A 12,545-nucleotide genomic window follows, 5' to 3' on the forward strand; every position below is an offset into this window, starting at 1 on the left:
GTGACGTGGGGGAAATCTTTGGCCTCCCGCAACCAACGTCGCGGGCATCAATACACGGCCGATGATGCGAGTAAAGCGCGCGCCGCCCGGCTCTCGCCGATTGACGACACAAATCCTGCCGCCGCCGCGCGGGCCTAAAACTATAGTCTAACTCTTGTGTCGGGCGCTTGGCTGCACAATCAAACTTGCATTGGAAATGCACCTTGGCTTCGCCTATTTTGTAGGCAAGGAAGCAGCCTGTTTCTCAGAAGGACCAGAATCCGATCATGCGCCAGCCGCTCGTCGCCGTCTCGACCGATGTCAAGCAGTTCGAGAACTACACCTGGCATGCGGCGCCGCAGCAATATCTCGAGGCCGCGATCGCGGGCGCCGGCGTGCTGCCCGTGCTGGTCCCCTCCTTCGGCGGCCGCCTCGATCTCGACGAGCTCCTGTCCTCCGTCGACGGCGTGATGCTGACCGGCTCGAAGTCGAACGTCGACCCCCGCCTCTACGGGGAGGAAGCGACCGAAGCCAACGGCCCCTACGACTTCGCCCGCGACTCGACGACCATGCCGCTGATCCGCAAGGCGATCGAGCGCGGCGTGCCGCTGCTCGCCATCTGCCGCGGCATCCAGGAGCTGAACGTGGCGCTGGGCGGCTCGCTCGCCACCGAGATCCAGGAGCGCGACGGCATCGACGATCACCGCGCACCGGTCAGCGACAACCAGGACGAGCGCTTCGCCATCCGCCAGGTGGCGACCATCAAGCCGGGCAGCTGCCTGGCCGGCGTGTTCGGCGCCGGCGACATCATGGTCAACTCGGTTCACCGCCAGGCGGTCGAGCGGCTCGGCTCGAAGCTCCAGGTCGAGGCCGTCGCCCCCGACGGCACCGTCGAGGCCGTCTCGGTGCGCGACGCACGCGCCTTCGCCGTCGGCGTGCAGTGGCACCCCGAATACTGGGTGAAGTCCGACGACGTCTCGCAGCGCATCTTCAAGGCCTTCGGCGACGCCGCCCGCGCCCACGCGGTGGCGCGGCAGGCGGCGAGGACGGCAGCGGAGTAGGCCGCGTCCGGCTGGTCGCCAAAGCCTCGGCTGGCGGAGGGCTTTCAGAACGCAGCTCCCAGCGCCCTCGTGGTTCGACAGGCTCACGATGAGGGCTACCGAGGCGTGGCGCCTGCCTCGTGCGTTCAGCCGCGTTTCAGCATTGAAGCACAGGCATCTGGGTCCCTTGGGCACCGCCTTCCCGAAATCCTCATGGTGAGCCTGTCGAACCATGCGGATTTTGATTCCGTGCCGCCTCCAGGCAGCAACGATCGCTCAGCCGCGTTCCTTCGGCCTTCCGGTCGACTGGCGGACGTGCAGCTCGGGCTTGATGAGTTCCTGCGAGGGGCGCACCTGCTGGCCGTTGAGCTTGTCGAGCAGGGCGCTCGCGGCGCGCCGGCCGACCTCGCGCTGGCCGTTCCACACCGTGGTCAGCGCCGGCGTGGCGATCTGGGCTTCCTCGAGGTCGTCGTAGCCGGTGACGGATGCGTCGATGCCCGGCACCAGCCCGGCGCGGGCGATGCCGTTCATCAGGCCGATGGCGACGAGGTCGTTCCAGCAGCAGGCCGCGGTCGGCTTGTCCTTGAGGGCCAAAAACTGCCCCGCCGCCTCGAAGCCGCCCTGCTTGGTGCGCGGCCCGGAGATGCGCCACCACGGCATGACCTCGAGGCCCGCCGCCTGCATGGCGTTGAGATAGCCCTGGTAACGGTCGCGGCCGGTCGAGGTCTGGTCGGTGCCGCCGATCATTGCGATGCGCTTGTGGCCGAGCGAGATCAGGTGGTTGGTGGCCAGCGCCGTGCCATAGGCGTCGTCGCCGCGGAAGACCGGGACCTCCGCACCATCCACCGAACGCGCGATCAGCACCGCCGGCAGGCCGTTCTCCTCGGCCATGATGATGTCCTCGGCCGGGGTGCCGATCGCCGGCGACATGATCACGCCGTCTGCGCCGAGCTGCAGGAGCGTGTCGACGAAGGTGCGTTGCTTCTCCAGCTGGTCGTAGTGGTTGGACAGGATGAAGGTCTGGCCGCTGCGGTCGAGTTCGCTCTCGATGGAGCGGAGGATCTCGGCATAGAACGGGTTCATGATGTCGTGCACGACGACGCCGACGATGCCGGAGCGGGAGGTGCGCAGGCTAGCGGCGCGGCGGTTGTAGATGTAGCCGATCTCGCGGGCATGCTGCTTGATGCGGTCGCGGGTGACATCGGCGACCAGGGGGCTGTCGCGCAGCGCAAGCGAAACGGTGGCGGTCGAGACGCCGAGCGCGTCGGCGATCGTCGAGAGCTTGATCTTCTGGGCCAGCAGGGGCCTCCATCCGCAAGCGTGAACGGACGGTCTTTTAAACCGTTTAAAGCCCTATGCCATTGTTCAACGGCAAATCAAAGCTTTTTTGCCAGTTCCTCGGCCTCGGCATTGGGTGCCGCACGGTTACGCACCCTCAGCGTATGCTCGCGGTGGATGATGTAGAGGCCGCTGGCGACGATGATCGCGCCGCCGGCGAGCGTCCATCGGTCGGGCAGCTGGCCGAAGACCAGCCAGCCGAGAATGATCATCCAGACCAGCTGCAGATAGGGATAGGGAGCGAGCGCGGTGGCGGTGGCGCGCTGGTAGGCCTTGATCAGCAGCCAGTGGCCGAAGCCGCCGAAGACACCCAGCCCGAACAGCACCAGCCAGTCATAGGCGCGGACCGGCAGCGAGCCGGCCAGCGGCACCGCCGGCAGCATGAACAGCGCCGGGACGGCGGCCGAATAGAGGATCAGGCTTTCGGCGGTTTCGCTGGCGCCCATCTTGCGGGTCATGATCGTGTAGAGCGACGAGCTCAGCATGGCGCAGATCGAGAAGACGTAGCCGATGCTGAAGCCGCCGAAGCCCGGCCGGGTGATGACCATCACGCCGACGAAGCCGACGCCGACCGCGAGCCAGCGCCGCCAGCCCGCCCATTCGCCGAGCAGCGGCCCGGCAAGCGCGGTGATGACCATCGGGCTGGCGAAGTTGATCGACACGGTCTCGGCGAGCTGCAGCGTCTGCAGCGCCATGAAGTTGAAGATGGTCGAGCCGAACATGAAGACGGCACGCAGGATCTGCAGCGACAGGCTCTGCGGCACCAGTCGCTCCGGCCGCTGCCAGGCCTTGAAGAGCAGCAGCACGAGCAGCGTGTGGACGGCGAACCGCACCCAGGTGACGAAGGGCGCGGCCATGCCCGAGGTGACCAGGTGCTTGGCGCTGGTGTCGAGGAAGGAGAACACCAGGCCGGAGGCGAATATCAGCAGGATCGCCGAGGTCGGCGTCGCTGTCTCTGCTGGCTTGTGGGAGGTCACGCTGGCGGGCCGGTAAGGAGTAGATCGTCTGGCTAGATCAATTCCAGGAAAAGTGCGAAGCGTCCGGAATTGCGTCAAAACAAAGGGATAGAGCGTTTTCGCGGTTCGAGAACAGCGGAAACGCTCTAATGCGCCAACGCCCGCCGCGCGGCAAGGCAAAACTGGTGGTCCAGCAAAATAGGCGAAGGCTACTCCGCCGCTTCGGCCTCGACCTCGTGCTCGACTTCGGCGACCGCCTCCGCATCCGTGACTTCGTCGTCGATGATGACGAGATCCGACAGGTTGGCCTCGATGCGCAGAAGCAGCTTGCTCAGCTGCTTGACGTCCTTCTTGTCGAAGCCCTTCAGCGCCTGCTTCTCGGTCTTCTTGACCGATTTCTCGACGGCGCGGATGGCATTGTGCCCGACCTCGGTGAGGAAGATGTGCGCCTGGCGGGCATCGGTGTCGGAGGCACGCTTCTCGAGGAAGCCCTGCGCCTGCAGCCGGTTGATGGTCTTGGTGATCGTCGGCGGCCGCACGCCGAGCCGCGCGGCGAGCTGGCCGGGGGTCTGGCCGTCCTCTTCGTGCAGCGACAGCATGATCTGGTCCTGGCCGGCGTAGAAGCCGTGCGCCAGGAGCCGGGCCGCGAGCGTGGTGCGCGCCAGCCGGGCCACCGAATGAAGTCGGCTCATCGCCGCGCCTTTGTTGGACTTGGACATCCGCATCTCCCGCGCCATGCCCCGCACCGCGCCGGCTGAGAATAGTTGCCGCGCAGCCGTTGGCAATCGATTTGGGCGGAAGGTTGCCATGTCGCTTTGCCGGCAACCGTCTCCCGCAACGGCGTCTTGCCAGACGGATGTTACAGTTCGATGACAGAAACATTTCGCCGGCAAATTTGCCGGCGCGCTAGCCCTGGCGCTCGATCGCGATGATCATCGCCGCCTCATAGGCCGAAGCGACCTGACGCACCCTGCTCTCCACGCCTGTCCCGGCGCGGCGCAGGATGCCGTCGTCGGCGTTCATCGTGTCGCGCGTGCCGCGCCGGCCGTTGTAGGGCGCGACGCCGGCGAAGATGCGATCGCTGACGTCGTCGGGAAAGAACATCTGCCCGGTCATCACCGAAGCCTGGTCCGGGAACGCCTTGAAATGGATGTGCGTGGTCCTGCCGCGATACCAGCCCGGATAGATGGTGCCGAAGGCGACGATGCCGTCCTTGCCGGTGCGCTGCCAGCCGCGCAGGAACGTCTCGCCGGTGGTGTCCACGTCCCGCCCGTCGCCCTGGCCCGGATAGCCGGAGTAGTGGCCCTCGGCGTCGCAATGCCAGATGTCGACGCGGGCGCCCCCGATGGGCCGGCAGTGCTGGTCCACCACCTGGAGGCGGACGGTCAGCGCCACCCCCTTGCGACCCTCGGTGATGTCGCTGCGTTCCAGCGCCGGATCGAGATAATACGGCCCCTCCGTCGTCTCGGGCGTGATCGTGCAGACCCCGGCATTGGGCAACAGGAGCGGCTGGCCCTGCGCCCGCGCGGCCGCGGGCATGAAGGCGCCGCCGCTTGCGGTGACCGCGATAAGGCCGAGCGCCCGGCGGCGGGTGAGATTGGTGCGCAGTGGCTGATCCGACATGATCGCCCAACTCCTCTGAGTGTCGGGGCCCCCGGCCCGACCGTCAATCTAGGAGGCCGTCCGCGCCGGGCCTAGTTAAGTTTCGTTAATCTTGCGACGTATCTGCCCCAAGACCAAACCCGGGCACGTCTTTACAACCGAAATACTTGCAATATACAATCTTTGCGAGCAATTTTATCGATTTGCGAACTCCTTTACCCCGGCAGAGCGTGCAACCCAGCACCTTTGCAGAAAAGTCGGAATGTCAGCGCATCACGGGTCCAGCATGCAAAATAGGCCCCTGGGACTCGGGAACGAGCGCTCCAGGGCCGAATGCGAAAGATCGCCGCCTCGCCGATCCGCATGTTCAGCCGCGGCCGGGCTGTCGCGCTCCCGCGCAACAGTACATCATCCGCAGACCCGCCGTCAGCGAATTGCCGCCGGGTACCCTTTTCGAGGTGCCCGGCGGCAACGCCTGACCTTTCAGGCGGCACGACGCGGCTCAGCTCGGGCCGCCGTAGAATATGTGCCCGCGGTACTGGTGCGAGGCGTCATGATAGTGCCGGTAGCCGCCCGGCACGTGTGGCGCATCCTTCCAGTCGCCCTGGCCTTCGCTCAGCGCCAGCGCCAGGCTGTGCGCCTTCTTCTTGTCGGCGTGGACGTCCAGGCCCTGGCGGATGCGTCGCATCGCCTCGGTCTTCTCGATCGGCCTGCCCTCCGACACGAGGCGGTCTCCCGACAGTCGTACAGGTGTGTAGCTTCCCATGATCAGCTCCTGTTCCCTGCTGAACTCCCGATCGTCCCGGCTCAGGCCGGTCGCACGTTGCCGGGGCCGGAGTAGACGTAGGCCCGGTTCGGAGCGACCAGGAATTCCCCGTTCGCGTTGTCGTTCGGGTGGATCTTGAAGAACGACCCCGAGGCCGCGACCGTGCCATAGGTCTGGGGCGCGACGAGCACCCGCTGGGCCGAGACCCAGTAGACGGTGTCGATGTAGTTGTAGACGTAGAAGGTGACCGGGCTCGCGCTGTTGTTGAAGATGACTGCGGAATTGACCGCAGCCGCGCCCAACAGCGATTTGATGTCCTCGCGAGCCAGCTTGTAGAACGCGTTCAGGTCGATCGTGGCATCCAATGTGGCACTCATTTGCTTCTCCTCTCGGGATACGTCGTTTGTGCCTTCGGAGCCCCCGCGCAGACGCACGCGGGCAACCTGGCGCCGGCATCGTCGGATGCGGCGAAGATCGGATGTCCAGAATGGTTGGTGGGCGGGCCTCCTCAGGCAAGACCGACGATATTGGGCGCTAGGTGGAATGTCGTCTGCGAATAGAGACAGAAATCATCGGTCCATTTCCGGAAAGACCTTTGCGGAGGGCAATGCCGGGCGAATGGGATCGGCAGCATTTGCCGCTGCGATTGCCGGCGCCCTGCGCAGGGACTTCCCGGTCGGCGGAGTGAAGACCGTCGCCGGCCTGACCCTTGCCAACGAGCGCGCGGTCAAGAACTGGTTCGACGGCAGGAACGCCCCCTCCGGCGAGTTCCTGGTGATGCTGTGCCGGCACTCGGATCAGGTACTGGAAACCTTCCTCACCCTGTCCGGCCGGCCGGGGCTGGTGTCGGCCAAGAAGCTGGTCGACGCGAGGCTGAAGCTGCGCGAGATGCTGGCGATCCTCGACGAGCTGGAATCTCGCTGACGAGCGGTTTGCCGCGTGCAAAAGTGCGACCGGCATCCTATATGGAGCCTCTATCCGATCCCGAGGACGACCATGACCGAAGCCCAGACCCAAATCCCCGTGACCGTGCTGACCGGCTATCTCGGCTCGGGCAAGACGACGCTGCTCAACCGCATCCTGTCGGAGAACCACGGCAAGCGCTATGCGGTCATCGTCAACGAATTCGGCGAGATCGGCATCGACAACGACCTGATCGTGGAATCCGACGAGGAGATCTACGAGATGAACAACGGCTGCGTCTGCTGCACCGTGCGCGGCGACCTGATCCGCGTGGTGGAAGGCCTGATGCGCCGCCCCGGCCGCTTCGACGCCATCGTCGTCGAGACCACCGGCCTCGCCGACCCGGTGCCGGTCGCCCAGACCTTCTTCATGGACGAGGACGTGCGCGCCAAGACCAAGCTCGACGCGGTCGTGGCCCTGGTCGATGCCAAGCACCTGCCGCTGCGGCTGAAGGATTCCCGCGAGGCCGAGGACCAGATCGCCTTCGCCGACGTGGTGCTGCTCAACAAGACCGACCTGGTGAACGAGGACGAACTGCGCCAGGTCGAGGCCACCATCCGCGCCATCAACCCGACCGCCAGGATCCATCGCACCACCCGCGCCGGCGTGGCGCTCGACCAGGTGCTCGACCGCGGCGCCTTCGACCTCCAGCGCGTGCTGGCCGACGACCCGCATTTCCTCGATGCGCACGACCACGACCATGACTACGATCATGAATGCGGTCCGGACTGCGACCACGACCATCATCACCACGATCACCATCATCATGATCACGATCATGACCACGGCTCGGCATCGCCGATCCACGACGTGACGGTGAAGTCGGTGTCGCTGCGTGGCGGCGACATGGACCCGAAGAAGTTCTTCCCCTGGATCGAGAAGATCACCCAGATGGAAGGGCCGAACATCCTGCGCCTCAAGGGCATCATCGCCATCGCGGACGATCCGGACCGCTACGTCATCCAGGGCGTGCACATGATCATCGAGGGCGACCACCAGCGCGCCTGGAAGGACGGCGAGAAGCGCGAGAGCCGGCTGGTGTTCATCGGCCGCGAACTCGACGCCGAGCGCCTGACCCGCAGCTTCGAGGCCTGCCAGGCGGCGTGAGCGCCAAACTATTCACGGAATACCTTGCCCCTCATCCTCCTGCCGGCACCTTCTCCCCGTAATGACGGGGAGAAGGACAAGCCTCAACGTCGATGCCCCCCTCGCCCCGCCTGCGGGGAGAGGGTAAGGGTGAGGGGCAGCTGAAATTCGAATGGACTAGTCTCTATGCCCACAGTCGCCCCGCTTGATCTCGAAGGCCATTGCGTCGCTGCTGCCTTCCTCGACGACATTCCCTTCTTCGCGCTGGCCGACGGCATGGTGCACTGGCTCGACCATGGCCAGAAATCGGTGAAGCTGCATGACGGGCTCTTGGCCGCGGCGACGACCGCCAGGAACGACCTGCTGATCTCGGGCGGCGAGGACGGCAAGGTGATGTCGCTCTCTTCCGCCGGAACCGCCGAAGAACTGGCCAGCGCCGGCAGGAAATGGGTGACCTCGGTGGCATCGGGCCCGCAGGGGGCTGTCGCCTATGCCAGCGGCCGCAACGCCTGGGTGCGCTTCGCCGACGGCAAGGTGAAGGAATTCGTCCACCCGCGCTCGGTCGAAGGCATCGCCTTCTCGCCCAAGGGCATGCGTTTCGGCGTCGCCCGCTACAACGGCGCGACGCTGCATTTCCCGGCCGCCACGGGCGCACCGACCGAGCTGCAGTGGGACGGCGCGCATACCGGCATCACCTTCTCGCCCGACGGCGCCTATGTGGTGACCGCCATGCAGGAGAACGCCCTGCACGGCTGGAAGCTCGCCGACGGCAAGCACATGCGCATGACCGGCTACCCGGCCAAGGTGAAGAGCCTGTCGTGGAGCGCCAAGGGCAAGTGGCTTGCAAGCTCCGGCGCGCCGGCGGCGATCGTCTGGCCCTTCACCGGCAAGGACGGCCCGATGGGCAAGGCGCCGCTGGAGCTCGGCACCCGCGGCAATGCCATGGTCACCACCGTGTGCTGCCATCCGAGCGAGGACATCGTCGCCGTCGGCTATGACGACGGCATGGTGATGGCGGTGCGCTTCGCCGACGCCAAGGAGGTGCTGTTGCGCCGCCCCGGCAAGGGCGCCGTCACCTCGATGGCCTGGGACAGGCAGGAACGCCGCATCGCCTTCGGCAGTGCTGGCGGCGACTGCGGCGTCATCGACATCGCAGGGTGATCACTCCACCAGGCAGGTGGCGCGGCCGCTGAAATTGAAGGTCTTGCCTTCGCCGCCGGTGGCATCTGCCATGTCGAACACGGTGACCGAATACTGGCCGATATAGTCGCCCTCGTCGCCCGACTTCGTCTTGACCATGACCTCGACATAGCCGTGCGGCTTGTCGGCCTCGCGTTCGCGGTAGACGATCAGCCGAAGCTCCTCGCCGTCGAGCCAGTACTGGGCGAGATGCGCCTTGTCGAAGCTCATCTTGCGCAGGTCCTGCGCCACTGCCTTGTCGAGGATCTCGATCTCTCCCCGGAAATCAAAAACGGGGCTGCCCATGCCACGCGTGACGCCGCTCTCGATGGCCAGTTTCACTGCCTCGTCCTTGGCACCGCAGGAGAGCCCGCCAGAGGCAACGGCCGGGCCCGCCGCAAGCAGGATCGACATGGCTGTCATGATAGCACGCATCGGCACGTCCCCCCAAAGCCCATCGGCATGATCGACGACGGTCGCCGAACATCAATATGGCTGAGCCAATCGACACTCCGATGGCGGCCGGTTGCCGTCAACGGTGGCGGCTGACTAGAGTGGCGCCAACTGTCGGATGGGGAGGCATGATGAACCGCGTCGAACGACCAGAAGCCACGGAGGGCGGCGTGCCGCTGTCGCGCATCGCCGGGCTTGCGGCGACGGAGGCGGAAGTCTTCCGCCGGGCGCGGCCGAAATCCGAGGCCGCTCTCGGCAACGGCATGGCGGGCTTCTTCAACGGCGTTCCGATGCACTGGATGAAGGACTGGCCGACGCCCTTCCCGATCCTGGTCGACAAGGCGCGCGGCGCGACCATCACCGATGTCGACGGCAACAGGCTCGCCGACTTCTGCCTCGGCGACACCGGTTCGATGTTCGGCCACTCGCCGGCCCCCGTCGCCCGCGCCATCCGCAGGCAGGCGGGCCGCGGCCTGACCTACATGCTGCCGTCGGAGGATTCGCTCGCCCTCGGCCTGCTGCTGGCAAAACGCTTCGGCCTGCCGCACTGGCAGATCGCCACCACCGCCACCGACGCCAACCGCTTCGCGCTGCGCGTCGCGCGCGCCGTCACCGGCCGCGACAAGATCCTGGTCTTCAACGGCTGCTACCACGGCTCGGTCGACGAGACGATGGTGCGGCTCGACGACGGCAGGCCGATCAACCGCCCCGGCCTCGCCGGCGAGTTCCGCGACCTCACCGCCCGCACCCGCATCATCGAATTCAACGACCTTGCGGCACTGGAGAAGGCGCTGGGCCACGGCGACGTCGCCTGCGTCATCACCGAGCCGGTGCTGACCAATTCCTGCATGGTGCTGCCCGAGCCCGGTTTCCTCGAGGGGGTGCGCGAGTTCACCCGCAAGGCCGGCACGCTGCTTTTGATCGACGAGACCCACACCATCTCGACAGGCCCGGGCGGCTATACCCGGAAGCACGATCTCGATCCCGACCTGTTCGTGCTGGGCAAGCCCGTCGCCGGCGGGGTGCCGGCCAGCGTCTGGGGCATGAGCGAGGAGCTTGCCGTCCGCTACGCCGCCTACAACAGCACCAAGGAGCCAGGCTATTCCGGCATGGGCACGACCTTGTCGGCCAACCCTCTCCAGTTCGCGGCGATGCGCGCGACGCTCGAAGAGGTGATGACCGAGGCGAACTACGCCCACATGGAGAAGCTGGCCGAGCGGCTGGCGACCGGCCTCGACAAGGCCATCCGAAAACGGAAGCTGCCCTGGCACGTGATGCGCGTCGGCGCCCGTGTCGAGTTCATCTGCGCCCCCGGCCCGCTGCGCAACGGCGGCGAGGCCGAGCATGCGCATGCCTCCAGGCTGGAGGCTGCGGTGCATGTGGCGCTGGTCAATCGCGGCGTGCTGATCGCGCCGTTCCACAACATGATGCTGGTCTCGCCGGTGACGACCGCGCGGCAGGTCGACAAGCTGGTTGCAGCTTTCGACGATATTGCCGCCCGTCTTGCGGCATGAGACAAGGCACAAGGACAATCGAGTGACATCATGACATCACCTTCCGGCTCGACCATCGACGAGGCGCGGGCCTTTCTGGACGCCAACCCCGGCATCGAAGCCTTCGACATCGTATTGACGGACTCCAACGGCGTCGGCCGCGGCAAGATCATCCGCCGCCACGAATTGATGGGGCTCTACGAGGGTGGCCGGCACCTGCCGATCTCCATCCTCGGGCTCGACATCACCGGCGAGGACGTCCACGAAACCGGCCTGATCTGGGATTCCGGCGACGGCGATTTGCGCGGCTGGCCGATCCCCGGCACGCTGAAGCCGCTCTACGGCACGAGCCCGGCCCGCGGCCAGGTGCTGATGTCGATGTACCATCTCGACGGCGCGCCGATGACCTCGGACCCGCGGCTGGCCCTGCAGCGCCAGGTCGACAGGCTGGCCGAAAAGGGTCTCCGCCCAGCCGGCGCCTTCGAGCTCGAATTCTTCCTGCTCGCCAATGACCGCGACGGCGACGGCAAGGTCCAGCCGGCGCGCGCCGTGCTCGACGGCCGCGCCTCGGGCAAGACCGAGGTCTATTCGGTCGACCATCTGCACGGCATGGAGCCTCTGTTCTCCGACGTCTATGCCGCCGCCAAGGCGCAAGGCATCCCCGCCGAGACGGTCATCTCCGAATATGCGCCCGGCCAGTACGAGCTCACCCTGCGCTACCGCAAGGACGTGATGCAGGCGGCCGACGACCTGATCATGCTGAAGCGGCTGGTGCGCGCCCAGGCCCGCCGCCATGGCGTGACCGCCTGCTTCATGGCCAAGCCCATCGAGAAATACGCGGGCTCGGGCATGCACTTCCACGTCTCGCTGCTCGACAAGGACGACCGCAACGTCTTCACCGAGGCCGTGGAAGGCACCTGGGAACCGAAGCTGCTGCACGCGCTCGGCGGCCTCGCCGAGACGATGGCGGAATCGATGCTGGTGTTTGCGCCGCACGCCAATTCATGGCGCCGCTTCGTATCCCAGTCCTATGCGCCGGTGGCCCCCACCTGGGGCGTCAACAACCGCTCGGTGGCGCTGCGCGTGCCGGCGGGCGACGCCAGGAACCGCCGCATCGAGCACCGTCCCTCGGGCGTCGACGCCAATCCCTATCTGGTTGCCGCGACCATCCTTGCCGGCATCTCCAAGGGGCTGGAGGAACAGCTCGATCCCGGCCCGGAGACCTCAGGCAACGGCTACGAGCAGGCCGAAGGCACCGAGAGCGTGATGCCGCCGGACTGGCGCTCGGCCATCGAGGCGGCCAAGGGCTCGGAGTTCCTGCGCACCGCGCTCGGCCACGACCTGCACCGCACCTTCACGTCGATCAAGGAAGCCGAGTACCTGCGCGTCGCCCGCACGGTGAGCGAACTCGACTACCACCTCTATCTGCACGAGGTGTGAGGGGACGCCGTCAGGGCTTTGTCGCGCGCGCGAACCAATGCTGGCCAAGGGCGAGTTCTTGCACGCCCCCCTCTGTCCTGCCGGACATCTCCCCCACAAGGGGGGAGATCACTCCTTCATCAACATCTCGGGCCATCGGAGGCTCTGCAGGACCAGCAGAAACGGCGCAACTGGGTTGTGTGCGTCAAGTTCTGCAAATTGGGGCGGCCTTGAAGCTGGTCATGCGGCTTGTCGCAGAGCGAGCTTCTTG

Annotated in this window: 13 protein-coding genes; 6 read left to right on the forward strand and 7 right to left on the reverse strand. The window is 66.2% G+C overall.

Going from position 1 to position 12,545, the window contains the following annotated elements; translation table 11 throughout:
* Nucleotides 1-266 precede the first annotated feature (266 nt).
* On the forward strand, nucleotides 267-1,040 hold the full coding sequence (locus PV773_RS23565) for a gamma-glutamyl-gamma-aminobutyrate hydrolase family protein (protein ID WP_347968703.1): 774 nt from the start codon (nucleotides 267-269) through the stop codon (nucleotides 1,038-1,040).
* A 255-nt stretch (nucleotides 1,041-1,295) separates the two neighbouring features.
* On the opposite strand, the gene PV773_RS23570 is transcribed toward PV773_RS23565, so the two are convergent.
* The 6 genes from PV773_RS23570 to PV773_RS23595 form a co-directional block, all read right to left on the reverse strand.
* A complete protein-coding gene (locus PV773_RS23570) occupies nucleotides 1,296-2,318 on the reverse strand; it encodes a LacI family DNA-binding transcriptional regulator (RefSeq protein ID WP_347968714.1) in 1,023 nt (340 codons plus the stop codon).
* 77 nt (nucleotides 2,319-2,395) lie between these two features.
* A complete protein-coding gene (locus PV773_RS23575; protein WP_347968704.1) occupies nucleotides 2,396-3,334 on the reverse strand; it encodes a DMT family transporter in 939 nt (312 codons plus the stop codon).
* Nucleotides 3,335-3,522: 188 nt separating this feature from the next.
* Entirely contained in the window at nucleotides 3,523-4,032 is a 510-nt protein-coding gene (locus tag PV773_RS23580; protein ID WP_347968705.1) for a MarR family transcriptional regulator, read from the reverse strand.
* Nucleotides 4,033-4,219: 187 nt separating this feature from the next.
* On the reverse strand, nucleotides 4,220-4,936 hold the full coding sequence (locus PV773_RS23585; RefSeq protein WP_347968706.1) for an intradiol ring-cleavage dioxygenase: 717 nt from the start codon (nucleotides 4,934-4,936) through the stop codon (nucleotides 4,220-4,222).
* 481 nt (nucleotides 4,937-5,417) lie between these two features.
* On the reverse strand, nucleotides 5,418-5,681 hold the full coding sequence (locus tag PV773_RS23590; protein ID WP_347968707.1) for a hypothetical protein: 264 nt from the start codon (nucleotides 5,679-5,681) through the stop codon (nucleotides 5,418-5,420).
* Nucleotides 5,682-5,722: 41 nt separating this feature from the next.
* The gene (locus PV773_RS23595) at nucleotides 5,723-6,058 is read right to left on the reverse strand and encodes a hypothetical protein (protein ID WP_340036547.1); all 336 of its coding nucleotides are present in this window, start codon (nucleotides 6,056-6,058) and stop codon (nucleotides 5,723-5,725) included.
* Between the two features lie 241 nt (nucleotides 6,059-6,299).
* Here PV773_RS23595 and PV773_RS23600 point away from each other — a divergent pair, with 241 nt between their 5' ends.
* The 3 genes from PV773_RS23600 (at nucleotide 6,300) to PV773_RS23610 (ending at nucleotide 8,891) form a co-directional block, all read left to right on the forward strand.
* Complete coding sequence (locus PV773_RS23600) at nucleotides 6,300-6,605, forward strand: hypothetical protein (RefSeq protein WP_340036546.1); 306 nt, start codon at nucleotides 6,300-6,302, stop codon at nucleotides 6,603-6,605.
* Between the two features lie 72 nt (nucleotides 6,606-6,677).
* Entirely contained in the window at nucleotides 6,678-7,751 is a 1,074-nt protein-coding gene (locus PV773_RS23605; RefSeq protein WP_347968708.1) for a GTP-binding protein, read from the forward strand.
* A 165-nt stretch (nucleotides 7,752-7,916) separates the two neighbouring features.
* Nucleotides 7,917-8,891 carry a WD40 repeat domain-containing protein gene (locus tag PV773_RS23610; RefSeq protein ID WP_347968709.1) on the forward strand — a complete coding sequence of 325 codons (975 nt, stop codon included), beginning with the start codon at nucleotides 7,917-7,919 and terminating at the stop codon, nucleotides 8,889-8,891.
* On the opposite strand, the gene PV773_RS23615 is transcribed toward PV773_RS23610, so the two are convergent.
* Entirely contained in the window at nucleotides 8,892-9,344 is a 453-nt protein-coding gene (locus PV773_RS23615; protein WP_347968710.1) for a hypothetical protein, read from the reverse strand. It lies immediately after the preceding gene.
* 149 nt (nucleotides 9,345-9,493) lie between these two features.
* On the opposite strand from PV773_RS23615, the gene PV773_RS23620 reads away from it, so the two are divergent.
* Nucleotides 9,494-10,876 carry an aspartate aminotransferase family protein gene (locus tag PV773_RS23620; protein ID WP_347968715.1) on the forward strand — a complete coding sequence of 461 codons (1,383 nt, stop codon included), beginning with the start codon at nucleotides 9,494-9,496 and terminating at the stop codon, nucleotides 10,874-10,876.
* 30 nt (nucleotides 10,877-10,906) lie between these two features.
* Nucleotides 10,907-12,295 carry a glutamine synthetase family protein gene (locus PV773_RS23625; RefSeq protein WP_347968711.1) on the forward strand — a complete coding sequence of 463 codons (1,389 nt, stop codon included), beginning with the start codon at nucleotides 10,907-10,909 and terminating at the stop codon, nucleotides 12,293-12,295.
* Nucleotides 12,296-12,545 lie beyond the last annotated feature (250 nt).

It is taken from the genome of Mesorhizobium sp. CC13 (genome assembly GCF_039907765.1).
GTDB lineage: Bacteria > Pseudomonadota > Alphaproteobacteria > Rhizobiales > Rhizobiaceae > Aminobacter.